The organism is Stenotrophomonas maltophilia, from assembly GCF_900186865.1.
In the GTDB taxonomy this organism is placed as follows: domain Bacteria; phylum Pseudomonadota; class Gammaproteobacteria; order Xanthomonadales; family Xanthomonadaceae; genus Stenotrophomonas; species Stenotrophomonas maltophilia.
The window spans coordinates 2,108,745-2,134,448 of the sequence record NZ_LT906480.1; the positions used below are offsets into that span (position 1 = coordinate 2,108,745).

At 67.3% G+C, this 25,704-nt stretch carries 23 protein-coding genes, 1 other RNA gene and 1 pseudogene; 13 read left to right on the plus strand and 12 right to left on the minus strand.

All coding sequences use genetic code 11. The annotated features are described in order from the left end of the window. Positions 1 to 92: 92 nt before the first annotated feature. Positions 93 to 446: a transfer-messenger RNA gene (gene ssrA, locus CKW06_RS10285) on the minus strand. A 219-nt stretch (positions 447 to 665) separates the two neighbouring features. Between ssrA and CKW06_RS10290 the strand changes: the two genes are divergently transcribed. Continuing rightward, complete coding sequence (locus tag CKW06_RS10290) at positions 666 to 1,238, plus strand: hypothetical protein (RefSeq protein ID WP_005409230.1); 573 nt, start codon at positions 666 to 668, stop codon at positions 1,236 to 1,238. Positions 1,239 to 1,363: 125 nt separating this feature from the next. Here CKW06_RS10290 and smpB read toward each other — a convergent pair whose 3' ends face one another. Then, the gene (smpB, locus tag CKW06_RS10295; RefSeq protein WP_005409231.1) at positions 1,364 to 1,867 is read right to left on the minus strand and encodes an SsrA-binding protein SmpB; all 504 of its coding nucleotides are present in this window, start codon (positions 1,865 to 1,867) and stop codon (positions 1,364 to 1,366) included. A gap of 57 nt (positions 1,868 to 1,924) precedes the next feature. On the opposite strand from smpB, the gene CKW06_RS10300 reads away from it, so the two are divergent. Continuing rightward, on the plus strand, positions 1,925 to 2,350 hold the full coding sequence (locus CKW06_RS10300; protein WP_005409232.1) for a type II toxin-antitoxin system RatA family toxin: 426 nt from the start codon (positions 1,925 to 1,927) through the stop codon (positions 2,348 to 2,350). Between the two features lie 3 nt (positions 2,351 to 2,353). Then, positions 2,354 to 2,611 (plus strand): RnfH family protein, encoded by a 258-nt coding sequence (locus CKW06_RS10305; RefSeq protein ID WP_005409233.1) that lies wholly within the window; start codon positions 2,354 to 2,356, stop codon positions 2,609 to 2,611. Positions 2,612 to 2,647: 36 nt separating this feature from the next. Here CKW06_RS10305 and CKW06_RS10310 read toward each other — a convergent pair whose 3' ends face one another. Continuing rightward, the gene (locus CKW06_RS10310) at positions 2,648 to 3,040 is read right to left on the minus strand and encodes an outer membrane protein assembly factor BamE (protein WP_005409234.1); all 393 of its coding nucleotides are present in this window, start codon (positions 3,038 to 3,040) and stop codon (positions 2,648 to 2,650) included. Between the two features lie 103 nt (positions 3,041 to 3,143). On the opposite strand from CKW06_RS10310, the gene fur reads away from it, so the two are divergent. Then, positions 3,144 to 3,551, plus strand: coding sequence for a ferric iron uptake transcriptional regulator (gene fur, locus CKW06_RS10315; protein WP_005409235.1), 408 nt, complete (start codon positions 3,144 to 3,146; stop codon positions 3,549 to 3,551). 75 nt (positions 3,552 to 3,626) lie between these two features. On the opposite strand, the gene CKW06_RS10320 is transcribed toward fur, so the two are convergent. Then, positions 3,627 to 4,892, minus strand: coding sequence for an SGNH/GDSL hydrolase family protein (locus CKW06_RS10320; protein ID WP_024958279.1), 1,266 nt, complete (start codon positions 4,890 to 4,892; stop codon positions 3,627 to 3,629). Positions 4,893 to 4,989: 97 nt separating this feature from the next. Between CKW06_RS10320 and CKW06_RS10325 the strand changes: the two genes are divergently transcribed. Then, complete coding sequence (locus CKW06_RS10325) at positions 4,990 to 5,907, plus strand: LysR family transcriptional regulator (protein WP_005409237.1); 918 nt, start codon at positions 4,990 to 4,992, stop codon at positions 5,905 to 5,907. Between the two features lie 109 nt (positions 5,908 to 6,016). Here CKW06_RS10325 and recN read toward each other — a convergent pair whose 3' ends face one another. Next, the gene (gene recN, locus CKW06_RS10330; RefSeq protein ID WP_024958280.1) at positions 6,017 to 7,678 is read right to left on the minus strand and encodes a DNA repair protein RecN; all 1,662 of its coding nucleotides are present in this window, start codon (positions 7,676 to 7,678) and stop codon (positions 6,017 to 6,019) included. A 115-nt stretch (positions 7,679 to 7,793) separates the two neighbouring features. Between recN and hrcA the strand changes: the two genes are divergently transcribed. The 4 genes from hrcA (at position 7,794) to dnaJ (ending at position 12,821) form a co-directional block, all read left to right on the plus strand. Next, positions 7,794 to 8,858, plus strand: coding sequence for a heat-inducible transcriptional repressor HrcA (gene hrcA, locus CKW06_RS10335; RefSeq protein ID WP_005409239.1), 1,065 nt, complete (start codon positions 7,794 to 7,796; stop codon positions 8,856 to 8,858). A 63-nt stretch (positions 8,859 to 8,921) separates the two neighbouring features. Further along, positions 8,922 to 9,437, plus strand: coding sequence for a nucleotide exchange factor GrpE (gene grpE, locus CKW06_RS10340; protein ID WP_005409240.1), 516 nt, complete (start codon positions 8,922 to 8,924; stop codon positions 9,435 to 9,437). Positions 9,438 to 9,619: 182 nt separating this feature from the next. Next, complete coding sequence (gene dnaK, locus CKW06_RS10345; RefSeq protein ID WP_005409241.1) at positions 9,620 to 11,542, plus strand: molecular chaperone DnaK; 1,923 nt, start codon at positions 9,620 to 9,622, stop codon at positions 11,540 to 11,542. A gap of 154 nt (positions 11,543 to 11,696) precedes the next feature. Next, entirely contained in the window at positions 11,697 to 12,821 is a 1,125-nt protein-coding gene (gene dnaJ / locus CKW06_RS10350) for a molecular chaperone DnaJ (RefSeq protein ID WP_024958281.1), read from the plus strand. A gap of 60 nt (positions 12,822 to 12,881) precedes the next feature. Here the strand turns inward: dnaJ and CKW06_RS10355 are convergent, their stop codons facing one another. Next, positions 12,882 to 13,679, minus strand: a complete 798-nt coding sequence (locus CKW06_RS10355) for an AraC family transcriptional regulator (protein WP_024958282.1) — start codon at positions 13,677 to 13,679, stop codon at positions 12,882 to 12,884. A 72-nt stretch (positions 13,680 to 13,751) separates the two neighbouring features. Here CKW06_RS10355 and CKW06_RS10360 point away from each other — a divergent pair, with 72 nt between their 5' ends. From CKW06_RS10360 to CKW06_RS10370, 3 genes are all read left to right on the plus strand, one after another. Then, positions 13,752 to 14,951, plus strand: coding sequence for an MFS transporter (locus tag CKW06_RS10360; protein ID WP_012479919.1), 1,200 nt, complete (start codon positions 13,752 to 13,754; stop codon positions 14,949 to 14,951). A 574-nt stretch (positions 14,952 to 15,525) separates the two neighbouring features. Continuing rightward, entirely contained in the window at positions 15,526 to 16,434 is a 909-nt protein-coding gene (gene pdxY, locus CKW06_RS10365) for a pyridoxal kinase (protein WP_005409245.1), read from the plus strand. Next, positions 16,431 to 17,555, plus strand: coding sequence for a prephenate dehydrogenase (locus CKW06_RS10370; protein ID WP_024958286.1), 1,125 nt, complete (start codon positions 16,431 to 16,433; stop codon positions 17,553 to 17,555). The genes pdxY and CKW06_RS10370 overlap by 4 nt, the downstream gene beginning before the upstream one ends. Positions 17,556 to 17,785: 230 nt before the next feature. Here CKW06_RS10370 and CKW06_RS10375 read toward each other — a convergent pair whose 3' ends face one another. The 5 genes from CKW06_RS10375 to CKW06_RS10395 form a co-directional block, all read right to left on the minus strand. After that, positions 17,786 to 17,980, minus strand: coding sequence for a hypothetical protein (locus CKW06_RS10375; protein WP_005409247.1), 195 nt, complete (start codon positions 17,978 to 17,980; stop codon positions 17,786 to 17,788). A 70-nt stretch (positions 17,981 to 18,050) separates the two neighbouring features. After that, positions 18,051 to 19,823 (minus strand): ABC transporter transmembrane domain-containing protein, encoded by a 1,773-nt coding sequence (locus CKW06_RS10380; protein ID WP_024958287.1) that lies wholly within the window; start codon positions 19,821 to 19,823, stop codon positions 18,051 to 18,053. After that, positions 19,816 to 20,412, minus strand: coding sequence for an IMPACT family protein (locus tag CKW06_RS10385; protein WP_024958288.1), 597 nt, complete (start codon positions 20,410 to 20,412; stop codon positions 19,816 to 19,818). The genes CKW06_RS10380 and CKW06_RS10385 overlap by 8 nt, the downstream gene beginning before the upstream one ends. Before the next feature lie 40 nt (positions 20,413 to 20,452). Then, on the minus strand, positions 20,453 to 21,451 hold the full coding sequence (locus CKW06_RS10390) for a hypothetical protein (RefSeq protein WP_024958289.1): 999 nt from the start codon (positions 21,449 to 21,451) through the stop codon (positions 20,453 to 20,455). Further along, a complete protein-coding gene (locus tag CKW06_RS10395; protein WP_229295586.1) occupies positions 21,448 to 21,966 on the minus strand; it encodes an RNA polymerase sigma factor in 519 nt (172 codons plus the stop codon). The genes CKW06_RS10390 and CKW06_RS10395 overlap by 4 nt, the downstream gene beginning before the upstream one ends. Before the next feature lie 247 nt (positions 21,967 to 22,213). Here CKW06_RS10395 and CKW06_RS10400 point away from each other — a divergent pair. Further along, positions 22,214 to 25,059 (plus strand): annotated as a pseudogene (locus CKW06_RS10400) (bifunctional diguanylate cyclase/phosphodiesterase). A 19-nt stretch (positions 25,060 to 25,078) separates the two neighbouring features. On the opposite strand, the gene CKW06_RS10405 reads toward CKW06_RS10400, so the two are convergent. Next, positions 25,079 to 25,672 carry an LOG family protein gene (locus CKW06_RS10405; protein WP_005409253.1) on the minus strand — a complete coding sequence of 198 codons (594 nt, stop codon included), beginning with the start codon at positions 25,670 to 25,672 and terminating at the stop codon, positions 25,079 to 25,081. Positions 25,673 to 25,704 lie beyond the last annotated feature (32 nt).

Here is a 25,704-nt window from a genome sequence, read left to right on the forward strand (position 1 = left end):
TTTGATACCTGCAGACAGGCTCAGTTCGTGTATCACTCCGATGCCAAAACCCTTGCAAAATCAGCCACTTAGTGATAGATTTTGCAAGCAGTTGGTGGAGGTGGGCGGAATTGAACCGCCGTCCGAAGGCACTCCATCCCCAGCACTACATGCTTAGCTCACCGTTGGATCTCGTCCCCGAACAGCACGGCGTGCAAAGCGCATCCGGGAACCAGCCTGTTGTGTTCTAGTGCCGGACTGACAGGCAGCCACCCAGCGCGATTCCATGATAGTGACTCTACACCGCGAGCATGGACACAAGCGGTTTCGAGGCTTAGGCCTTAAGCGGCCAGAGCGTAGTTGTCGTCGTTGGCAACTAGAGTTTTGCAGCTGGATTTACGAGGAAAGCTACCCCCTCGGCATGCGCCAGGCGACTTCACAACCCCCGTCGAAACCAATGCACCCCCGGCTTCTACAGTGCTGCAAGGTACAGGGCCTATCCCGCGTTGCCACGGTCAGGGCCTGCCCAACGGTTGCAATGCTACGGCAAAACAGCTGAACAGTCACCTTTGCAATCCACAACACGTTGTAGAGCCGCCGTCATAGCGGATTGGTAACGTCATTGGCACGAATTTGCGACACACTGGCGACGACCATCCGAGCCAGGACAGACACGGAGACTGTGGGTGACCGATGCAAGCCAACAACGCAGCCTGCGACAGCTGATCGGGCCGGTCGGTGCCGACTATCAGCGGCGCGCGTTGCCGCCCGGCTGGGTCTGGGCCGTGCTGGCGGTGCTGCTGGCGGCCACCTGGGTGACGGAGTTGCCGGCCACGGCCGCGGCGGCACTGGTCGCCAGCGCGGTGGTGGTGCACTGGTCGCAGCGCGGTCGCATCCATTGGCTCGGCTGGCGCCTACCGGGCCTGGCCGTACTGGCGGCCCTGCTGTGGGGGCCGGAAGTGCTGTCGCAGTGGTTCGAGCACGGGCTGGCCGTGGTCCTGATGTCGCTGGCCAGTCTCAGTATTGGCGTGCACGTGTGGCAGTCGCGGCAGTTGGCGCGCCAGCTGCAGGGCGCCGCCGATGCGCTGGATGATGCCCAGTTGCTGTCGTTGCTGCCCGATGATGCCGCGCAGCTGGCCCAGCAGTGGCGGGAAGGCGATGACCGCTACGCGCCGGAACTGGCGGTGGTGATGCACCTGGCGGTGATGCACGCGGCGCTGGCGCCGCGCATGCGCGGGCAGGGCATGCTGGCGGGGTGACCCGCCTTTTGTAGCGTCGAGCCATGCTCGACTGCTTTTCTTACCGAAGCCGAGCATGGCTCGGCTCTACAGAAGACCAAGACAGCCGAGCATGGCTCGGCTTTACAGGGTGATGCGCAGCGGCCTTACGCGTCGCGGTTGCCGCGACGCATCACGCGCTGCTTCTCGATCGCCCAGTCGCGGTCCTTGGCGGCATCGCGCTTGTCGTGGGTCTGCTTGCCCTTGGCCAGCGCGACTTCGAGCTTGATCTTGTTCTTGCTCCAGTACATCGCGGTGGGCACGATGGTGTAGCCATCGCGCTCGACCTTGCCGACCAGCTTGTCGATCTCGCTCCGGTGCAGCAGCAGCTTGCGCTCGCGCCGGTCGTTGGCCACCACGTGGGTGGAGGCCTGGATCAACGGGGTGATCTGGGCGCCGATCAGGAAGATCTCGCCGTGCTTCACGTAGGCGTAGGCATCGATGATGTTGCCGCGGCCAGCGCGGATCGACTTCACCTCCCAGCCCTGCAGTGCCAGGCCGGCCTCGAAGCGTTCTTCGATGTGGTACTCGTGGCGGGCACGCTTGTTCAACGCGATGGTCTTGTTGGCCGTCGCGCTCTTTGCTTTATCCTTGCCGCTGTTCTTGCTCATTTCCGTATTGTCTCCGATTCGGGCCCGCCCGGTCGATTGCCGAAACGTCCTGTATTCATGCCTACTATCCGCCGCAGCGCCCTGGTCGAACATTCGTCCGCGCGCATGTTCGACCTGGTCAACGATGTCCAGGCCTATCCGCGCCGCTTCCGCTGGTGCTCGGCTGCCCAGATCCTGGAGCAGGGCGAGGACCGGCTGGTGGCGCGCCTGGACCTGGGCCTGGGTTCGTTCAGCACCTGGTTCCAGACCGAAAACACCCTGCAGCGCCCGCACAGCATCGACATGCAGCTGCGCGATGGCCCGTTCAAGCAGTTGCACGGCCGCTGGGAATTCCATGCGCTGGCCGAGGACGCCTGCAAGGTCACCCTGACCCTGGAATTCGAGCCCAGCTCGCGCCTGCTGGGGCCGGCCCTGGCGATCGGCTTCCAGGGTCTGGCCGATCGGATGGTCAATGATTTCGTCCGCGTCGCCGACGAGGCCTGAGCGATGATCGAGGTCGAGGTGGTGCTGGCCTGGCCGCAGCAGGTGCTGTCGCGCCGGCTGCAGCTGGACGAGGGCGCGACCGTGGCCGATGCCATTGCCGCCGCCGCGCTGGAAGGCAGTGACCGATGCCCGGCCGTGGCCGTGCATGGCGTACTGGCGCGCCCGCAGCAGGTGTTGCTGGAGGGTGACCGCATTGAGCTGCTACGCCCGTTGCTGGCCGACCCCAAGGACAACCGCCGGCGACGCGCGCTCGGCGGTTGATGCCCGCAACCCGTCCGTGGGGACGGGCAGGGGGCCTCAGCGGCCCTTCTTCTTCTTGTCCTTCGGCAGGTTGCGGCCGAACTGGCGCACGGTCTGCTGGGCCAGGGCCTTGTCGTTACCCGGGAAGTAATCGCCTTCCCAACGGGTCACGGTGTCATTCTCGAAGAACACCACGAAGTTCTTCACTTCAGTACGTCCCAGGCGGTTCACCCGCTGGCTGGAGGTGTAGTCCCAGCGCTGGGCGTGGAACGGATCGGGAATGGACGGGGTGCCCAGCAGCGCGGTGACCTGCTGCTTGCTCTGCCCGACCTGCAGCTTGGCCACGGCATCTTCCCGGATCAGGTTGCCCTGATAGATGGGTTGCTTGTAGATGATGCCGCACCCGGTGGTGGACAGGGCGACGGCGGCGACCAACAGGAGATTGCGCATCGGGACTGGCGGTTGGGGAAATCAAACCGATGATACACTCCCGGCGTGCCACCGCGACCCAATCCGAGGCAGCTGGCGCTAAATCGCCAATGAACGGAGACCTATGGAAACCCACGACCTGCGTAAAGTCGGCCTGAAGGTGACCCATCCGCGGATGCGGATCCTGGCGCTGCTCGAGCAGCGCAATGCCCAGCACCACATGACCGCCGAAGACATCTACCGCCAGCTGCTGGAGCATGGCGACGAGATCGGCCTGGCGACGGTGTACAGGGTGCTGACCCAGTTCGAGGCCGCCGGCCTTGTGCTCAAGCACAATTTCGAGGGCGGCCAGGCGGTCTACGAGCTTGACCGTGGCGGCCACCACGACCACATGGTCGACGTGGACAGCGGCAAGATCATCGAGTTCGAGAGCCATGAGATCGAGGAGCTGCAGCGCAAGATCGCAGCCGACCACGGCTACGAACTGGAAGAGCACTCGCTGGTGCTGTACGTGCGCAAGAAGCGCAAGTAAGCCGATCCAGCCAGCCAGATGCGACGAAACCCCGGGCCTGCCCGGGGTTTTTCGTTGCCGGGTCGCGTGCTGGGGTCAGAGCCCTTTGCTGGCGCAAAGGGATCCGACCCCGGCCGACCCCTGACCTCCAAGCAGCACGTCCAGATCCACCGCCTCGGCCATCGCCCGGTTCCCCGCATCACCCGGATGCAGGTGGTCGCCGGAATCGTAGGCGGCGGCCATCCGTGACGGATCGGCCGGATCGCGCAGGGCCGCGTCCAGGTCGATCACCGCGTCGAACGGCCCGTCGGTGCGCAGCCAGGCATTGAGCTGGCTGCGCAGGGCGTCCTTGTCCGGGTGGTGGTAGTCGTCCAGCGGCGTGCCGGGCAGGGCGCCGGCGAACGGCATCAGGGTGGCGCCGAGGATGCGTAGACCCCGCCGATGGGCCTGTTCGGCCAGGGCGCGGTAGCCCGCCTGCAGCTCGGCAAGCGTGGGCCGCGCCTGCTTGCGCGCGAAGGCGGTGCCGGGCCAGCTGATGTCATTGATGCCAACCAGCACGATCACGCTGGACACGCCAGGCTGATCCAGTGCATCGCGTTGGAAGCGGGCGAGCGCGGATTCCCCCATGCCGTCGTGCAAGAGGCGGCCACCGGAGATGCCGGCATTGACCACGGCGATGCCCCGCGGTGCCAAACGCGCGGCCAGATGGTCGGTCCAGCGCTGGTCCTGGTCGAGGCTGGCGGTGGCGCCGTCGGTGATCGAATCGCCGATCACCACCACGCTGCGTGCGCTGGTCGGCGCCTCGACCTCGATGCCGGCCAGGAACAGGCGGGCCGTGGTGCTGCTGGCCCCGCTCAGTGTCTGGGCCTGGCTCTGGTCGCCAGGCGCAATCCAACTGGTCTGCCTGCCCTCCCAATGGAACGTCTGTACCGGCATCGGTCCCGGCACGAAGACGCTGACCTGCAGCGCCTGCCGGTCAGCCGTGGCCAGTGGCAGCGGATCGCTCAGCCGTTCCTGCCCGGGGCCGATCAGCACTCCGGGCTGGCCTTCGAAACTGAGCGGCTGCGGGGTGTCCCCCGCCCGGGCGGCCACGCTCGCCGCCCCGATCCGCAGTGGTTGAGTGCCGTAGGCATTGCTCAGCCGCACCCGCAGCCGAGACCCGCCCAGGCTGATACGTGCCGTCTGGCGGAAGGTCTGGTCCTGCAGTGCGGCTGGGACCAGGGTCGGAAACAGGAATTCCGGGCCCCAGACCGGTTGCGGGCTGGCCTGCCAGCTGGCGACCCAGTGCGGCGCAGGGGCGGCGCTGGCGGCACTGGACAGGCCGATCAATGCGGTTGTGACGAGCTGGCTGAAACGATTCATTGGGCAATCCCGGGTGGAGGGAAGGCCATGGTGATTCCGTACTCATCTGTGAACTAGACTGCGCATGGACAATCATCTGTGAACTGGATTCATTGCCATGGCGCGCTCCGACATCAACCGATCCGGCGAACTGGAAGTGTTCGTGCGGGTGATCGAGACCGGGGGCTTTTCCGCAGCCGCCCGAACGTTGGAGATGACCCCGTCGGCGGTCAGCAAGCTGGTGGCGAGGCTGGAACAACGGCTGGGGACGCGCCTGCTGCAGCGTTCCACCCGCCAGCTGCAGCTGACTCCCGAGGGCTGCGCGTTCTACGAGCGCGGCCTGCGCGTGCTGGCCGACCTGGACGAGGCCGAGCGCTGTGCCAGTGCTCACGCCGAGCCGCGTGGACGCCTGCGGGTCAATTCCAACGTGCCGTTCGGCCAGCATTTCCTGTTGCCGTTGCTGCCGGCGTTCCTGCAGCGCAATCCGCAGGTAGGCGTGGACCTGACCCTCAACGACGAGGTGATCGACCTGCTGGAGCAGCGCACCGACGTGGCGGTGCGGGCCGGTCCGCTGAAGAGCTCGAGCCTGGTGGCGCGGCGGCTGGGCGCGACGCGGATGATGATCGTGGCTGCACCGGCCTACGCGCAGCGGCACGGGCTGCCACGCACTGCCGAGGAGCTGCAGTCGCACAACCGGCTGGATATCGGCCATGCGCGCGCGATGCAGGGCTGGCCGCTGCTGCAGGACGGGCGCGAACGCATGCTGCTGCCCAGTGGCAACGCCCGCGCCAGCAACGGCGATGCGCTGCGCCAGCTGGTGCTGGGTGGGTTGGGCATGGCGCGGCTGGCAGCATTCCAGGTGCAGCAGGATATTGCCGCCGGGCGCCTGCTGCCGGTGCTGGAAGAGGCCAACCCCGGTGACCTGGAAGAGGTGCACGCGGTGTTCCTGGGGCAGGGCGGCTACCTGCCGCTGCGGGTGCGCGCGTTTCTTGATTTCCTGGTGGAGAACGTCGACCTGACGCAGCCACGGGGGTAGTGCCGGCCGCTGGCCGGCAACCTCACGATCTTCGACCCCTCGCATCGGTTGCCGGCCAGCGGCCGGCACTACCGTGCGGAAGCCGGGCCTATGCCCGGCTCGGGCGGCGTTACACCTGCAGCAGCTTGCGCGCGGCGGCGCGCGCTTCCTTGCTCACTTCCACGCCGCCGAGCATGCGCGCCAGCTCTTCCTCGCGCGCCTTGCTGTCCAGCTTTTCCACGGCGCTCTGGGTCATGCCTTCCACCGGGGCCTTGCTGACCCGGTAATGGGCATGGCCCTTGGAGGCAACCTGCGGCAGGTGGGTCACGCACAGCACCTGGCGCTTCTCGCCGAGCGCGCGCAGCTTCTGGCCGACGATGTCGGCTACCGCGCCGCCGATGCCGGAGTCGACTTCGTCGAACACCATGGTCGGTACGGCATCCAGGTCCAGCGCGGCCACTTCGATGGCCAGCGAGATGCGTGACAGTTCGCCGCCGGAGGCCACCTTGCGCAGGGCGCGCGGCGGCTGGCCGGCATTGGCTGCGACCAGGAATTCCACGCGCTCGGCACCCTGCGGGTCGGGCTTGCCGGCGTCCTGCGGTTCCAGCTCGATCAGGAACTGGCCGCCGCCCATGCCCAGCTCGGCGATGATGCCGGTGGTGGTGGCCGACAGTTCGGCAGCAGCGCTGCGACGGCTGGCGGTCAGCACTTCGGCCTGTGCGCGCCAGGCGGCGGCGGCCTTCTCGATCTCGCCGGCCAGGCGCTGCAGGCGTTCGTCGGCGCCGCGCAGCTGTTCCACTTCGGCGTGCATGCGCTCGCGCTGTGCACCCAGCTCGTCCATCGGCACGCGGTGCTTGCGGGCCAGGTCGTGCAGACGGCCGAGGCGGCGCTCGTTCTCCTCGAACTGTTCCGGGTCGGCGTCGAGGTCGTCATGCACCCGATCCAGCAGCGACAGGGCTTCGTGCAGCTGGATCGAAGCGTTCTCGATCAGGCCATCCACCTCGCCCAGGCGCGGGTCGTGCTCGATCAGGCGCGACAGCTCATGGCGCACCTGCTGCAGCAGGTCCAGCGCGGAGCTGCCGTCGTCGCCGTTGAGCTGGTTGCTGGCGGCCTGGCAGGCGCTCAGCAGGGCGCTGGCATGGGCCTGGCGGCGGTGGCTGGCGCCGAGTGCGGCAATCGACTCCGGCTCCAGGTCTTCACGGTCCAGCTCGCGCAGCTGGTGCTCCAGGAAGCCGATCCGGTCACTGACGTCGCCCTGTTGCGACAGCGCCAGCGATTCATCGACCAATGCCTGCCAGGCCGCGGCGGCGCGTCGCACCTGGCGGCGTTCGTTCTCGTTGCGCGCATAGGCGTCGAGCAGGGCCAGCTGCGACGGGCGCGTCAGCAGGGCCTGCTGTTCGTGCTGTCCGTGGATCTCCACCAGCAGCGAGGCCAGGTCGCCCAGTTGCGCCAGGGTCACCGGGCGGCCGTTGATCCAGGCCCGCGAACCGCCATCGGCGCGGATGACCCGGCGCAGCTGGCACTGCTCCTCGTCGTCCAGCTCGTTGTCGGCCAGCCACTGGCGTGCAGCCTGCAGCTGCTCCAGCGCAAACTCGGCCGAAAGCTCGGCGCGCGCGGCGCCGTGGCGGACCACGCCGCTGTCGGCGCGCAGGCCGGACAGGAAGCCCAGCGCGTCGACCATCAGCGACTTGCCGGCGCCGGTCTCGCCTGAAACCACGGTCATGCCTGGCCCGAACTCCAGTTCGGTGGCGCGGACGACGGCGAAATCCTTGATCGAAAGATGTCTGAGCATGGGTAAGGGGGTATCAGCAGCCGCGCAACGCTAGCACGCGGGCGAGGGAGGTCCAATGACTTGCCAAGGTGATGCGCCGCCATTATCTAGTGTCCGTGTCTCACAGGTTGATTCCATGCACGGTTCTCCCGACCAGCTTGCCCCGCGTGCGCGCCATCTGCTGCGCACGCTGATCGCGCGTTACATCCAGGACGGTGAGCCGGTCGGCTCGCAGACGCTGGCGCGCGTGGCCGGGCTGGAGGTCAGTCCGGCGACCATACGCAACATCCTGGGTGACCTGGAAGACCTGGGGCTGCTGGCCTCGCCGCACACCTCCGCCGGGCGCGTCCCGACGGCACATGGCTACCGGGTCTTCGTCGACAGCCTGCTGCAGATGCAGCCGCCGGGCGAAGGCGAGCTGGCCCGGTTGCGCCAGGAACTGGCTGGCGGCGGCAGCACCCAGGCCCTGCTCGGCAGCGCCTCGGAGCTGTTGTCGGCGATGAGCCACTTCGTCGGCGTGGTCAGCGCGCCGCGACGCGAGCAGTTCGCCTTCCGCCAGATCGACTTCGTGGCGCTGGACGGGCGCCGGGTGCTGGCGATCCTGGTGTTTGCCGACAACGAGGTGCAGAACCGCGTCATCGAGACCCGGCAGGAGTTTGCGCCGGGTCAGCTGGAGCAGGTCGCGAACTATCTCAATGCCCATTTCGCCGGCCTGCCGATGGCCGAGATCCGCACCCGACTGCTGCTGGAACTGCGCGATGCCCGCTCCGAGCTGGAACAGCTGCTGGCGCACAGCATCGAGCTGGCCGAACAGGCCCTGCAGCCGGCTGCCGACGACATGCTGGTGGCCGGCCAGACCCGCCTGATGGGGGTGCAGGACCTGTCCGACCTGGAGCGCCTGCGCGAGCTGTTCGAGCTGTTCTCCAGCAAGCGGGAGATCCTGCAGCTGCTGGAGCGGACCATCCAGGCGCCCGGCGTGCGCATCTTCATCGGCGAGGAGACCGGGATGATGCCGCTGCAGGGCGTCTCGCTGGTCACTGCCCCTTACACGGCCAATGGCCAAGTGCTGGGCGTGCTGGGGGTGATCGGCCCCAAGCGGATGGCCTACGACCGCGTGATCCCGCTGGTCCAGGCTACCGCCGATGTACTGGGCGCGGCGTTTTCGCCAGCCGGCCGCCCGCCGGGAACATCCGACGCTTGAAACGCAGCATCCCGCCCACACTAGGGTGGGTGGAGGCGGAGATTGACCGCCAGGGACCCAGACATGAACCACGAACAGCCAGATATCGAATCCCAGCAGAGTGCCGCCGATGCGGCCGCCACCGCCGGCGTCAACGACGAAGTCGAGCGCCTGCGCGCCGAAATCGAACAGGTCAAGGCCGATGCCCTGCGTGAGCGCGCCGACCTGGAGAACCAGCGCAAGCGCGTTGCCCGTGACATCGAACAGGCCCGCAAGTTCGCCAACGAGAAGCTGCTGGGCGATCTGCTCCCCGTGTTCGACAGCCTGGATGCCGGCCTGAAGGCCGCCGGCGACGACCCGCACCCGCTGCGCGAAGGCCTGGAGCTGACCTACAAGCAGCTGCTGAAGGTGGCCGCCGACAACGGACTGGTCCTGCTGGATCCGATCGGCCAGCCGTTCAACCCGGAACACCACCAGGCCATCAGCCAGGTGCCGACGCCGGGCGCCGCCCCGGGCAGCGTGGTGACCGTGTTCCAGAAGGGCTACCTGCTCAACGAGCGCCTGCTGCGGCCGGCGCTGGTGGTGGTGGCCGCCGATTGATGGACCAGGCCGGGCTTTGCCCGGTCCCGGTTGTGCCAGGCCATGCCTGGCAAGGTTTTCCAGGCGCTGAACACAGCGTTCGGGAGATGGCTTGAATGTTCCACGAGCCTCCCCCACATCGTATTCATCCACCGGCCGAACGGCCGGACTGACACCAACAAGCATCCTCAGGAGTCTCCCCCATGGGCAAGATCATTGGTATCGACCTCGGCACCACCAACTCGTGCGTGGCGATCATGGACGGCGGCAAGGCCCGCGTCATCGAGAATTCGGAAGGCGATCGCACCACCCCGTCGATCGTCGCCTACACCAAGGACGGCGAAGTCCTGGTCGGTGCCTCGGCCAAGCGCCAGGCCGTGACCAACCCGAAGAACACCTTCTACGCGGTGAAGCGCCTGATCGGCCGCAAGTTCACCGACGCCGAAGTGCAGAAGGACATCGCGCACGTCCCGTACAGCATCCTGGCCCATGACAATGGCGACGCCTGGGTGGCCACCAGCGACGGCAAGAAGATGGCTCCGCAGGAAATCTCGGCCAAGGTGCTGGAAAAGATGAAGAAGACCGCCGAGGACTTCCTCGGTGAGAAGGTCACCGAAGCGGTCATCACCGTGCCGGCCTACTTCAACGACAGCCAGCGCCAGGCAACCAAGGACGCCGGCCGCATCGCCGGCCTGGACGTCAAGCGCATCATCAACGAGCCGACCGCGGCCGCGCTGGCCTATGGCCTGGACAAGGGCGACAACAAGGATCGCAAGATCGTGGTGTACGACCTGGGCGGCGGCACCTTCGACGTCTCGGTGATCGAGATCGCCAACGTCGACGGTGAAAAGCAGTTCGAAGTGCTGGCCACCAACGGCGACACCTTCCTGGGTGGCGAAGACTTCGACAACCGCGTCATCGAGTACCTGGTTGAAGAGTTCAACAAGGACCAGGGCATCGACCTGCGCAAGGATCCGCTGGCCCTGCAGCGCCTGAAGGATGCTGCCGAGCGCGCCAAGATCGAGCTGTCCAGCGCCCAGCAGACCGAAGTGAACCTGCCGTACGTCACCGCTGACGCGTCGGGTCCGAAGCACCTGAACATCAAGCTGACCCGCGCCAAGCTGGAAGCCCTGGTGGACGACCTGATCAAGAAGTCGATCGAGCCGTGCCGCGTCGCCCTGAACGATGCCGGCCTGCGTTCGAGCGACATCAGCGAAGTGATCCTGGTCGGCGGTCAGACCCGCATGCCGAAGGTGCAGCAGGCGGTGACCGAGTTCTTCGGCAAGGAACCGCGCAAGGACGTCAACCCGGACGAAGCCGTGGCACTGGGTGCTGCGATCCAAGGCGGCGTGCTGGGCGGCGACGTCAAGGACGTGCTGCTGCTGGACGTGACCCCGCTGTCGCTGGGCATCGAGACCATGGGCGGCGTGTTCACCAAGATCATCGAGAAGAACACCACCATCCCGACCAAGGCCTCGCAGGTGTTCTCCACCGCCGAGGACAACCAGTCGGCCGTGACCGTGCACGTGCTGCAGGGTGAGCGCGAACAGGCCCGCTTCAACAAGTCGCTGGCCAAGTTCGACCTGTCCGGCATCGAGCCGGCCCCGCGTGGCCTGCCGCAGGTGGAAGTGTCCTTCGACATCGACGCCAACGGCATCCTGCACGTGTCGGCCAAGGACAAGAAGACCAACAAGGAACAGAAGGTCGAGATCAAGGCCGGTTCGGGCCTGTCCGAGGAAGAGATCGCGCGCATGGTCGCCGACGCGGAAGCCAACCGCGAAGAAGACAAGAAGTTCCAGGAACTGGTGCAGGCCCGCAACCAGGCCGACGCCCTGATCCACGGTACCCGCAGCGCCATCACCGAGCACGGCAGCAAGGTCGGCGGCGATGTCATCGGCAAGGTCGAGGCGGCCCTGGCCGACCTGGAAACCGCGATGAAGGGTGACGACAAGGCACAGATCGAAGCCAAGTCGAAGGCACTGGAAGAAGCTGGCCAGTCGCTGTTCGCCGCTGCTTCGGCCGACCAGGGCGGTGCCCCGGGTGCCGACGCCGGCAATGCCGGCAAGGCGCAGGACGACGTGGTCGACGCCGAGTTCACCGAAGTCAAGGACGACAAGAAGTCCTGATCCGGACCGACACGGGACGCTGGCCACCAGCGTCCCGTTGTCGCATCAGGGTCCTGACCGCCCACCGGCGTGTCGGGGCGCCCGACGCAAGAGCGGACCTGGTTCCGCTCTTCCGCTTTGACGAATCCCGACTTTCCGGAACCAGATCCACGATATGAGCAAGCGCGATTATTACGAAGTGCTGGGCGTTGCCCGCACCGCCACCGACGACGAGCTGAAGAAGGCGTACCGTCGCTGCGCGATGAAGTTCCACCCGGACCGCAACCCGGGTGATGTGGCGGCCGAAGCCTCCTTCAAGGAGTGCAAGGAAGCCTACGAAGTGCTGTCCGACGGCAACAAGCGCCGCATGTACGACAGCCATGGCCACGCGGCGTTCGAGCACGGCATGGGCGGCGGCGGGCCGGGCGGCCCGGACATGAACGATATCTTCGGCGATATCTTCGGCAACATCTTTGGCGGCGGTGGCGGTGGTCCGCGCCAGGCGCGTCGCGGCGCCGATATCGGCTACGTGATGGAGCTGGACCTGGAAGAAGCCGTGCGCGGCGTCGAGCGCCGCATCGAGATTCCGACCCTGGCCGAGTGCGGCGACTGCGATGGCAGTGGCTCGGAAGACGGCAAGGTCGAAACCTGCAATGTGTGCCATGGCCGCGGCCAGGTGCGCATCCAGCGCGGCATCTTCGCCATGCAGCAGGCCTGCCACAACTGCGGCGGCCGTGGCCAGATCATCGCCAAGCCCTGCAAGACCTGCCACGGCAACGGCCGTGTCGAGGAAGACAAGGTGCTGTCGGTGAAGGTGCCGGCCGGCGTCGATACCGGCGACCGCATCCGCCTGCAGGGCGAGGGCGAAGCCGGTCCGGCCGGTACGCCACCGGGCGACCTGTACGTGGAAGTGCGCGTGCGCGAGCATGCGATCTTCCAGCGCGATGGCGACGACCTGCACTGCGAAGTGCCGATCCGCATCTCGCAGGCGGCACTGGGTGACACCGTGCGCGTGGCCACCCTCGGCGGCGAAGCGGAGATCCGCATTCCGGCCGAGACCCAGACCGGCAAGCTGTTCCGCCTGCGCGGCAAGGGCGTGCGTTCGGTGCGCAGCCGCAGCGAGGGCGACCTGTACTGCCGCGTGGTGGTGGAGACTCCGGTCAACCTCACCCCTGAGCAGCGCAAGCTGCTGGAACAGTTCGAAGCCACCTTCGTCGGCGAGGAAGCACGCAAGCATTCGCCGAAGTCGGCCACCTTCATGGATGGCGTGAAGGGCTTCTGGGACCGGATGACGTCCTGAGTTTTTCAACCGAAGCGTTGAGCGGCAGCGCCGGGCCATGCCCGGCGTTTTCGTTTGCGATCAGCGGAAAAACGCCGCCGGCGTCTGCCCCAGCTGGCGCTTGAACATGCTGGTGAACGCGCTGGGGCTGTCGTAGCCCATCGCCAGCGCGACATCGATGACCTTGTCGCCGACCGCCAGCCGCTCCAATGCGGCCAGCAGTCGCGCCTGCTGTCGCCACTGGCCGAAGGTCATGCCCAGCTCGTGGGCGAAGTGGCGCTGGATGGTTTTCACGTCCACCTGCAGCGCCTGTGCCCAGTCCTGCAGCGTGGCGTCGTCGCCGGGGTGCTTCTGGATGTGCTGGCAGATCCGCTGCAGGCGCGGGTCGGTGGGCGAGGGCAGGTGCAGCGGCAGTACGTCCATGCGATGCAGTTCGTCCAGCAGCAGGCGCACCACGCGGCCATCGCGGCTGTCTTCGATGTGCTCGCCCTTGATCAGGGTGGCTGCCTGCAGCAGTTCGCGCAGCAGCGGTGCCACCTGTACCGCGAACGGTTCGGCCGGCAACTGCGGGGCGAACGACGGATCGATGTACAGGCTGCGCATGTGCACGGCGGCAATGCAGTCCACCGCGTGCACCATGCCCGCCGGCATCCAGATCGCACGGGTGGAGGGCACGACCCAGCGACCGACTTCCGAGCGCACCACCATCAGCCCCGAGATGGCATAGACCAGCTGGTGGCGCTGGTGCTTGTGGCCTGCGATATGGGTGCCTGCCGGGTACTGGGTAACCCGGTAGGTGACCGGACGATGCAGTGGCACATCACGCCACGGCGCAGCCGGGTCGACATCGCCGGCAATGTCCTTTTTGCGATAGGCCATGACCCGAACGCGGCAGAAGGGAGGGGAGGGCAACCGTAGCATGCGTGACTCGCCCCCAACCTGACTGCGTCCATGTCCGCCTTGGCTTCTCCCGCAACGACCTCACGTCCGGTGGCTCCCGGTGTGCTGGCAGCTATTTCCACCTCGCATGTCGTCAACGACATGATGCAGTCGCTGATCCTGGCCATCTATCCAGTGATCAAGGGCGGCTTCAACCTGAGCTTCACCCAGATCGGCCTGATCACGCTGACCTACCAGCTGACCGCTTCGATCTTCCAGCCACTGGTTGGCGCCGCCACCGACCGTCGCCCGGCGCCGTACTCGCTGCCGATCGGCATGGCCTCGACCCTGTGCGGCATGCTGCTGCTCGGCTTCGCGCCGAACTATGCGGTGGTGCTGATGGCTGCGGCGATGGTCGGCATTGGTTCGGCCATTTTTCATCCGGAAGCATCGCGCATTGCGCGGCTGGCCTCGGGTGGCCGCCATGGCTTCGCGCAGTCGGTGTTCCAGGTGGGTGGCAATTTCGGTACCGCGCTCGGCCCACTGATTGCTGCAGCCGTGATCGTGCCGCATGGCCAGCATGCCGCGTCCTGGTTTGCCGGCGCCGCGCTGATCGGCATTGCACTGCTGACCTATGTCGGCCGCTGGTACGCGCTGCACCTGGGCACCCCGCGCCCGGCCAGCACCGCCTCGATGGCGCCGCGCCATCCGCCGCGCACCGTGGCCAAGGTGCTGGCGATCCTGCTGGTGCTGATCTTCAGCAAATACTTCTACATGGCCAGCATCGGCAGCTACTTCACCTTCTACCTGATCCACCATTTCGGCATTCCGGTGGCACAGGCGCAGCTGCATCTGTTCGCATTCCTGGTGGCGTCCGCCGCCGGCGGCTTCCTCGGTGGCCCGCTGGGCGATCGCATCGGCCGCAAGCCGATCATCTGGACCTCGATCCTGGGCGTTGCACCGTTCGCACTGATGCTGCCGCATGCCGATCTGTTCTGGACCACGGTGCTGGCGGTGCTGATCGGTTTCGTGCTGTCCTCGGCGTTCTCGGCCATCGTGGTCTATGCCCAGGAGATGATGCCGCACCGCATCGGCATGGTGTCCGGCCTGTTCTTCGGCTTTGCGTTCGGTATGGGTGGACTGGGTGCTGCCGTGCTCGGCCTGCTGGCGGACAAGACCAGCATCGAGTACGTCTACCAGTTGACTGCGTTCCTGCCGCTGCTTGGCATCGTGGCGGCGTGGCTGCCGCCGTCGCGGCCTGCTGCTCACTGAGGGGTTTTGGCTTGCAGGGCTTGCAGCCCTGCACCCGCAGAGGCAACGGCAACAGCCGAAGCGCGCTATCCGTGGATTGGCGGGGTGGGTCCGGTTGCAGGGGACGCCGTTAACCCATCCCTGGGGGCTTGGCCGCGGCATCCATGCCGCGGACACCCCTGCAACCGGACCCACCCCGCCTTCGACAGTTTTCCGTGATCTGCCGGAACGGCTTACTGCTCTGGTAGGTGTCGACCTCGGTCGACACGGTAGATCCACGCTATGCGTGGATGACTCATTCGATATCTGACAGATGTGTCGACCAAGGTCGACACCTGCCAACAGCGCGCAACAACAGCCGCAGTTACCAACAGCCGCGTGAACCTGTCGAAGGCGGGGCGGCGTCGGCGTGCGGGGTGTCAGCGGCATGGATGCCGCTGCCAAGCCTACAAGGACGTACTTGCGGCGTCCCCGCACGCCCACACCGCCCCGCCATCCCACGGATAGCCCGCTCTGGCTTTTGATGTTGACGTTGATTCTGCAGGCGCAGGGCTGCAAGCCCTGCCGAACCCCCCACCGGGCGTAGAATGCGGCCATGAGCGAATCCCTTGATAACCACCTGGTCCACGGCCGCCGCCAGCGGCCCGACGGCCCGTCGCCGATCGATGTCATCTCGGTCCAGTCGCAACTTGTCTACGGCCACGCCGGCAACAGCGCCGCCGTGCCGCCGATGCGCGCTCTCGGCGTGCGCGTAGCAGAAATTCCGACCGTGTTGCTCAGCAACGCGCCGTTCTACGACACCACGCGCGGTCGCGTGCTGCCCGCCGACTGGTTCGCCGACCTGCTGCTGGGCACCCACGAGCGCGGCCTGCCGCAGCGGGCGAAGATGCTGGTGTCCGGCTACTTCGGCAGTACCGCCAACGGTGCGGCCTTCGCCGACTGGCTGGATGACATCCTGCCGGCCTGCCCGCAGCTGCGTTACTGCCTGGATCCGGTGATTGGTGATACCCATACCGGCCCCTACGTGGAACCGGGCCTGGAAGCGATCTTCGCCGAGCGCCTGCTGCCGCATGCCTGGCTGGTGACCCCGAACGCCTTTGAACTCAATCGCCTCACCGGCATGCCGGCGCTCGCCGAGGCCGATGCCATCGCCGCCGCACGCACGCTGCTGGATCGTGGCCCGCACTGGGTGATCGCGCACAGCGTGGGCGGCACCCCGGGTGAACTGGTGACCCTGGCTGTCGGCCGCGAGGAGACCTGGCGCTGGACCTCGCCCCTGCTGCCGGTGGACGTGGCTGGTACGGGTGATGTGCTGATGTCGCTGGTGGTGTCGTTCCTGCTGCGCGACGAATCGATGCAGCAGGCGATCTCGCGTGCGATTGCCGGCACCCACGCGGCCCTGGAGGCGACCCTGGACAACGGCTTCGAAGAATTCGACGTGATCGCTGCAGCGCCTGCCGCGCTGGCCGAGGGGACGCGCTTCCGCGCCGAACGCGTGGCATGAGCGGCCTGCTCGAACGCACGCCGCGCACGGTCGGCATCGTCGGAAGTGCAGGCGCCTACGGGCGCTGGCTGACCCGCTTCTTCCAGCAGCACATGCAGCTGCGGGTCATCGGCCATGATCCGGCTGATCCGGGCTCGCATACGCCGGAACAGCTGCTCGCGCAGGCCGATGTGCTGGTGTTCTCAGCGCCGATCCGGCATACGCCCGCGTTGATCGCCGAGTACGTGCGGCAGTCGGCCGGCCGCGAGCAGGACCGGCTGTGGCTGGACGTGACCTCGGTGAAGGAGGCACCGGTGCAGGCGATGCTGGCCTCGCAGGCCGAGGTGGTCGGGCTGCACCCGATGACCGCGCCACCGAAAGCGCCGACACTGAAGGGTCGGGTGATGGTGGTCTGCGAAGCGCGGCTGCGGCACTGGCAGCCATGGGTCGATTCGCTGTGCACGGCGTTGCAGGCTGAGTGCGTGCGGGCCACGCCACAGCATCACGACCAGATGATGGCGCTGGTACAGGCGATGGTGCATGCCACCCACCTGGCCCAGGCCGGCGTGCTGCGCCAATACCAGCCGCAGCTGGGCGACCTGGCCGCGATGATGCCGTACCGGTCGGCATCGTTCGAACTGGATACGGCGATCATCTCGCGCATCCTGTCGCTGAACCCCGCGATCTACGAGGACATCCAGTTCGGCAACCCGTACGTGGCGCCGATGCTGGAGCGCTTGGTCGGCCAGCTGCAGGCCCTGCAGGCCCAGGTCGGGCAGGGCGACGACACTGCACGCAGTGCATTCCGTGAGCAGCTGCTGTCGGCCAACCGCAGTGCCTTCGGCGAGCAGGCACTGGCTGCGGGCAACTACACCTTTGAACGCGTAGGCTATCTGCTGGCTGACCTGACCGAGCGCAATGCGTTGTCGGTGCACCTGCCGGAAGACCGGCCGGGCTCACTGCGTGAGCTGCTGAACGTGTTCGAGCAGCACCGCATCAGCCTGGCCTCGATCCATTCCTCGCGCACGCCTGGCGGCGAAGTGCATTTCCGGATCGGGTTCGTGGCCGGCAGCGATCCGGGGTCGATCAGCCGTGCGGCCGCCGAAGTGGACGCCAGCGGCATCGGGCGGGTGCTGGGCTGAGCACATTCATCCACAGGCGGTGTGGATGATTTCTGAGCAAAGGTGTGGATAACCTCGCTCAGCCCTTGGTAGCAAAGGCTGTCAAGATGCTTGGTCAAAAATTGATCACGCTTTTTGTAGGGTCGAGCCATGCTCGACCGCCTTTGGCAAAAGGCGTGTCGACCAAGGTCGACACCCACCAGAGCGGAGCGGTACGAAATCCGGTGGCGCCGGGCCATGCCCGGCGAACCTCAGATCGTCAGCCTCAGCTCACCGCCACTGGTGGTGAACTCGCGGCCGTCGCGTACCAGCGGCCGTCCATCATCCAGTTCGTAGCGTGGCGTGGCTTCGGAATGGTGCCCGCTGCCATTCGCCTCGGGCTTGAACTCGATGATGATGTGGCTTTCGCCGTTGCTGTCGACGGCGGGGAACTGACGGAACGACATCGTGCACCTCCTTCAGCGGATGCTGCTGTTGCGCGGCCAGCTTGGCCGCGCCGATGTTAGGCGGACGTCATCAATCGATGAACTGCAGGCGTGCAAGTTCAGCGTACAGTCCGCCTTCGGCCAGCAGCTGCGCGTGCGTGCCCTCGGCGACGATGCGGCCCTGGTCCATCACCACGATGCGGTCGGCCTTGAGCACGGTGGCCAGGCGGTGGGCAATGACCAGCGTGGTGCGGCCCGTCATCAGGCGTTCCAGCGCTTGCTGCACGCTGTGCTCGCTCTGCGCGTCCAACGCGCTGGTGGCTTCGTCCAGCAGCAGGATCGGCGCATCCTTCAGCAGTGCGCGGGCAATCGCCACACGCTGCTGCTGGCCACCGGACAGGCGGGCGCCGCGCTCGCCCAGCTCACTGTCATAGCCCTGCGGCAACGCGCGCAGGAATCCGTCCGCCTCGGCGGCGCGTGCGGCATCTTCCACCTCGCTGTCGCTGGCCTGCAGGCGGCCATAGCGGATGTTGTCGCGCGCGCTGGCGGCAAACAGCGTCGGCTGCTGCGAAACCAGCGCCAGCTGTCCGCGCAGTTCGGCCGGGTCGACCTGGCGCACGTCGATGCCATCCACGCAGATGCGGCCACTGGCCGGATCGTGGAAGCGCAGCAGCATCGACAGCACCGTGCTCTTGCCTGCGCCGGACGGGCCAACCAGGGCCACGGTCTCGCCCGGGCGCACGTGCAGGTTGAAATGGTCCAGCGCCGCCTGGTCCGGCCGCTGCGGGTAATGGAACACCACGTCGTCGAACCGGATCTCGCCCCGCAGCGGCTGCGGCAGCACGTGCGGCTGCGCCGGCGCGCGGATCTCGATGTCTTCCTGCAGCAGTTCGCCGATGCGGCCCATGCCGCCGGCCGCGCGCTGCAGTTCGTTCCAGACTTCGGCCAGCGCACCGACCGAGCCACCACCGATCAGCGCGTACAGCACGAACTGGCCAAGGGTGCCTGCGCTGAGGCGGCCGTCGATGACATCGTGCGCGCCCAGCCACAGCACGCCGACGATGGCGCCGAACACCAGCAGGATGGCGCTGGCGGTGACCAGCGACTGCGCACCGATGCGGCGGCGGGCGGCCTTGATGGCATCGCCCAGTGCATGGTCGAAGCGGCCGCGCTCGTAGGGTTCGCGTGCATGCGCCTGTACCGTCCTTACGGCGCCCAGGGTCTCGCTGGCCAGGCTGTTGGCATCGGCGATGCGGTCCTGGCTGCTGCGCGCGACGGTGCGCAGCTTGCGCGCACCGATGATGATCGGCAGTACCGCAAGCGGAATGCCCAGCAGCGACCACGCCGCCAGCCGCGGGCTGGTGACGAACAGCATCGCCAGGCTGCCGACCACCGTGACGCTGCTGCGCAATGCCACCGACATGGTCGAGCCGACCACGCTGCGCAGCAGCTCACTGTCGGCGGTCAGGCGCGAGACCAGCTCACCGCTGCGGCTGCGGTCATGGAAGCCGGCACCGAGCTGGATGAGGTGTGCGTAGAGGCGGCTGCGCAGGTCAGCCACGACCTTTTCGCCCAGCAGCGACACGAAGTAGAAGCGCGCGGCGGTGGCCAGGGCCAGCACCACGGCCACCAGCATCAGCAGGGCGAAGGCACGGTTGATCTGGCCGCCGCTGCTGAAGCCATGGTCGATCATCTGCTTGACCGCCGGCGGCAGGCTCAGCGTGGCCGCCGAAGACACCGCCAGGGCCATCAGCCAAGCGGTGAACAGGCCACTGTGGCGGCGCACGAACGGCCATAGCGTGCGCAGGCTGCCAAGGCGGCGCAGCGGCGGGGGCGAGGCGGGGGCGCCGTCCTTGTCAGTCATCCTGGTGGTCGTCTTCTATGCGGATACGGTCACGAGTGGCGTCGCGCAGGCGGATTTTCAATGCGTCGACCTGATCGGCCGGCAATTCGACCCGCAGGCACACCCCGTTCGCGTCGAACTGTTCATCGCGCTTCTCCGCGCCGAATGCCGGCAGGGCCGCATGCAGGGTGCCCAGGTCTTCGAAGCCGGCCTGCAGCTGCAGCCGTGCCATGGCGACCAGCGCCAGCCGCGGCGCGGTGCGCAGGCATTCTGCGGCGGCGCCACCGTACGCCCGGACCAAGCCGCCGGCGCCGAGCTTGATGCCACCGAACCAGCGCGTCACCACCACCATCACCCGATCGAAGCCCTGCCCGTCGATCGCGGCCAGGATCGGCCGCCCGGCGGTGCCTGCCGGCTCGCCATCATCGCTGGAGCGGTAGTCCTGGCCATGCCGGTAGGCCCAGCAGTTGTGGGTGGCGTCGGCCACGGCAACCTGTTGCAGGAACGCCAGCGCTGCGGGGGCGCCGTCGATCGGCGCGGCATGGGCGATGAAGCGGCTGTGTTTGACTTCCAGCGTGTGGCTGACGGGCTGGGCGAGGGTATCGAGCATTCCCGCCATTCTACGGTGTTGCCGGGTACCCCCGCCCGTTTCAGTCGTCCAGCAGCGGGCGCAGGTCGCGCGGCAGGCGCGCTTCCGGATATTGCTGGATGTAGCGCTCCAGGCTGGCGCGGGCGAGGTCGCGCTGGTCCTGATCACGGCGCTCGCGGATTTTCTGCAGCCACTGCCGGCGTGGCAGGCGCGCGTCGGCGTCCACCTCGGCCTGCACGGTATCCGCGCTCAGGCCCGCATCGCTGCCGCGGCGCATGATGCCCGGAGCCGAACGGCTGGGAGCCTCACGCTTCATCGAGGTGATCTCCACCCGATCCAGCGCCTCCGCCCGCTCGACCTCGGCGGCATTGGCTGCTGGTGCCGGTGCAGGTGCCGCGGCCGTGCGTGCTTTCAGTGCCCCGGACGCTGCCGGCGCGAATGCCGGTGCAGGTGCCGGTGCCGAGTAGGCGGCGGGTGCCGGTGGCGCAGGCGGCGCTGCGGACGGTGCTGCCGTCGGCGCTGGCGGAAGGGCCGCAAAGGCGGTATCGGCGGCCGCATCCGCAGCCATCGATCGTGCAGCCTGGGCCGGCGCCGGCTCGGGCGCGCGTGCGATGGCCGGTGCCGGGGCAGCGGCAACAGGGGCGGCCTCGGGTGCTGCGGGCGCAGCGCTTGGTTCGGCGGCCGCCACAGCGCTGTCGGCTGCACTGCGGTCAGCGGCCTGATCGGCAGCCGCAACGTCTTCTGCCGCTGCCGGTGCCGCAGCAACAGCGGCCTCACCGGCCGGAACCGGCGGAGGTTCCGGACGCAGCTGCCAGGCGATGCCGATGGCAAACACCATCGAGGCGGCGATGCCGAACACCGCCGGCCAACGCGGGCGTGTGCGCTGCGTGCGCGGCGCCTCGGGAGAGGCGACCGCATCGGCGGCCGGCGCGTCCACGGCAGCGCGGGCCGCGGCCAGGATGGCGGCGTCCAGTGCGGCGGGCGGAGCCTGCTCGGCGCGACGGCCGAGCAGCCGGGCCAGCTCGCGTTCTTCCGGCGTCAGCGGTTCGTCTCGGTTCATGCGTTCAATCCCGCACGCAGCTTGTCCATCGCATAGCGCAGCCGCGATTTCACGGTTTCCCGGCCTACGCCGGTGATCTGGCCGATCTCCTCCAGGCTCAGTTCCTGATCCAGCCGCAGTTGCAGCACTTCGCGCTGCTCAGGCGGCAGTTGTTCCATCGCCAGCTGGATGCGGCGACGTTGTTCGAATTCGGAAAGCTCGCCTTCCGGGGTCTGCCCATCCTCGATCGCGGCCAGGCGCAGATCGGCATCGGCCGGGGCAGCCGGGCGGTGGCGGGCGGCGCGCCAATGGTCGTTCAGGCGGTTGTGGGCAATGCGGAACAGCCAGGTGCTGAAGGCCGCGTCTGGTTGCCACCCGGCACGGGCGCTGATCACCCGCTGCCAGACGTCCTGGAAGATCTCCTCGGCCAGCGCGGTGTCGCGCAGTTGCCGCAGCAGGAAGCCGAACAGGCGCTTGCGGTGGCGCCCATACAGGCTTTCGAACGCGCGCAGGTCGCCACCGGCCCAGGCCAGCATCAAGGCTTCATCGGTTGGCAGTGCGCTGGCTTCCACGGCGTACAGGGTAAGGCCTGCAGGCGGTGGCGCATAGCCGGTGGCAGGGGCGGGCAGGGCGAGGTTCATGGCATGGAAGCAGCTACGGACAGCACGAAAAACGTACGGGCGCACGATTCGGGGTTTACGGGCTTCCATTGCCCCCCGGGTGGCGCGCTATGCTCGGCGGCTCAGGGGAGGCGACGCACAGACGGCGCCAAGAGATTGTCATTTGTCCACGCATGCTGAATCGGCGGAAGAGCCACTACACGAGGCCGTGTTGAGCACGGCGCTGGTGCGCGCGTTGCATGCGCTTTTGCCGGAAACGGCCGTGGTCCGCGTTGGCTGGGACGACCCGCAGCTGGGGAGTGGCCGAGGGGGCTGGCCCTTGCCTGATGCGATTGACAGCGCTGCGTCCGTGGAGCCCGCCACCGGCGATGGCCAGCACGGCTGGGAGTATGACGGTGCGCGGCTGCTGCTGTCGGTTGCGGGCGCGGTGCCTTCACCCGCGTGGTGGGGGCTGGCCCGGCAGGCGATGGAGCTGGCGCTGCAGCGCGGCCGCCAGGCCGGCCAGATCAAGGCACTGGAAGAGGCCGAACGGCTGCAGCAGGCCCTGTTCCAGATTGCAGATCTGGCCGGTGCCGACCTGGAAATGCCCGAGATGCTGCGCCACGTGCATGGTGTGCTGGGCACGCTGATGTATGCCGAGAACTGCTACATCGTGGAATACGACGATGTGCGCGACCAGATCCGCTTCCTGTACTTCGCCGATCAGGTCGATGACTTCGTCGCCGATCCCACGCAGAGCCATGACGCCAGCGAGATGCCGCGCAGCCTGACCGTGGCGCTGTTGCGCCATGGCAAGCCGCTCAGTGGTCCCTCGCGCAGGCTGCTGGCGCAGGTGATGGAACAGGAGCACGACCCGCAGCGTGGGCCCGAAAGCCTGGACTGGCTGGGCGTGCCGATGCTGCGCGACGGCCGCGTCTGCGGCGCCATCGTGGTTCAGAGCTATGAACAGGCAGCCCGCTATGGCGAGGCCGAGCGCGCATTGCTGGGCTTCGTTGCGCAGCACGTACAGACCGCGATGGACCGGCGCCAGGCGCAGGTGCGGCTGGAGCAGCAGGTGGCGCGGCGCACCCAGGAACTGCAGCGCGCCAACCGCAGCCTGCAGGATGAGGTGGCCGAGCGTCGCCGTGCCGAACAGTTGCAGACCGCGCTGTACAACATCGCCGAGATGGCGATGTCGGCCGACAGCCTGGACCAGTTCTATGGTCAGGTGCATGGGGTGGTCGGGCGCCTGCTCGACGCACGCAATTTCTACATCGCCCTGGTCAACCCGGCCGGCAACGGCCTGGACTTCGTGTATTCGGTGGACGAGCACAATGCCAGCCGCGCGCCACGGCCGTTCAGCCGGGGCCTGACCGAATACGTGGTGCGCAACCGGCGCCCGCTGCTGGCGTCACGCGCGCAGATCGATGCGCTGCTGGCCAGTGGTGAAGTGCGCGAGTCCGGCGCGCGCTCGCATTGCTGGCTGGGCGTGCCGTTGCTGCGCGACGATGAGGTGGTGGGTGCGATCGTGGTGCAGAGCTACAGCGAGAACAGCACGTTCAGCGTGCACGATCAGCGGCTGCTGACCTTCGTTGCGCAGAACATCGGAACCGGGCTTGCGCGCCAGCGCGACCAGCAGCGGCTGCGTTCGGCACATGCCGAGCTGGAAAAGCGCGTTGAGGAACGCACCCGCGAACTGGCCGAGGTCAACGAAAAGCTGCTTGGGCAGATCGGTGAGCGCCTGCGTGCCGAGCAGCGCCTGACCCACCAGGCCATGCACGATGCGCTGACCGGCCTGCCCAACCGCCTGCACCTGCTGGATCGCCTGCAGGATTCACTTGCGCTGGCCAAGCGTGAGGGCGGACCGGTGTTCGCCGTGCTGTTCCTCGATCTGGACCGCTTCAAGCTGGTCAACGACAGCATCGGCCATGCCGCCGGCGACCGCATGCTGGTGGAAGTGGCCAAGCGCATCGTGTCGATGGCAGGTACCGAAGATGTGGTGGCCCGGCTCGGCGGTGATGAGTTTGCTGTTCTGCTGCAGTGCCCGCAGGGCTTGGCGCAGGCACTGGATTTCGGCCAGCGGCTGCTGCTGGCGTTGCAGGAATCGATGTGGATCGCCGGGCGCGAACTGTTTCCGTCCGGCAGCCTGGGCATTGCCCTGTGGAATCCGCGCTACCGCACCGGAGAAGAGCTGCTGCGCGATGCGGATGCGGCCATGTACCGGGCCAAGGCGCAAGGCCATGACCGCTGTGCGATCTTCGACGAGGACATGCGCGAAGAAGCCATGCGCAGCCTGGACCTGGAAGCCGATCTGCGCCGTGCGATCAACAACCGCGATTTCGTACCGTTCTACCAGCCGATCGTGCGCTTGTCCGACGGCGAAGTGGTCGGTCACGAGGCGCTGCTGCGCTGGCAGCATGAGCGCCGTGGCCTGCTGCTGCCCGGCGCGTTCCTGGAGCTGGGTGAAGAGAGCGGCCTGATCGAACAGGTGGACTGGCTGATCTACGAGCAGGTCATCGCGGGGCTGGCACGGGGAGGCGAAGGCTACGTCTCGGTGAACGTATCGCCCCGGCATTTCCGCTCGGCAGAGGCAGTGATCGCCTGTTCGGCCTGCTCGACAGCTGTGGTGCCGATCCGCGCCGGCTGCGCCTGGAAATCACCGAGGTGGCGTTGCTGGACGACGGCCCGCACACGCTGCGTATCCTGCAGGGCCTGCGCGAGCGCGGCATCCAGGTGCAGCTGGACGATTTCGGTACCGGGTTCTCCGCGCTGTCCTACCTGCACCGTTTCCCGATCAGCACGCTGAAGATCGACCAGAGCTTCATCGCCGGCCTGCACGGTCCGGAAGTGCAGAGTACGCGGGCGCTGGTGGAAGGCGTGCTGTCGCTGGCGCGCACGCTGGGCATTGAGACCATCGGCGAAGGCATCGAGACCGACGCGCAGCGGCAGACCCTGCGTGAACTGGGCTGTGACTACGGCCAGGGCTACCTGCTGGGGCGGCCCGCGCCGTGGGCGCACGCGGCGGCCTGAGCCACCGCGTGCAGCCGCATCATCGCAGGGCGGCGCGGCGCTTCTCGTCGATCCACTTCGAGGCCTGGGCCGGCTGGTAGTTCTTCATCCACTCCAGCATCTCTTCGATGTCCGAGCCGTACCACAGGTCCTGGCGCTGGTCCGGATGCAGGAAGCGTTCTTCCACCATGCGATCGATCATGCCGATCAGCGGGGCGTAGAAGCCGTCCACATCGAGGAATGCGCATGGCTTGTTGCCGATGCCCAGCTGGCGCCAGGTCAGCATCTCGAAGATCTCTTCCATGGTGCCGAAGCCGCCGGGCAGGGCGACGAAACCGTCGGCAAGATCGAACATGCGCGACTTGCGCTCATGCATCGAACCGACGATCTCCAGTTCGGTCAGGCCACGGTGGGCCACTTCCCAGTCGGCCAGCTGGCGCGGGATCACGCCGGTCACCTCGCCGCCAGCGGCGAGCACGGCATTGGCCACGGTTCCCATCAGGCCGACGTTGCCGCCGCCATACACCAGGCGCAGGCCGTCGCGGGCGATGCGGTCACCCAGGGCAATGGCGCGTTCGGTGTAGGCCGGCTTGCTGCCAGCGTTGGAACCACAGTACACACAGATCGATTTCATGGATCTTCCTGTCTCTTGGCCGGAAACGAAAA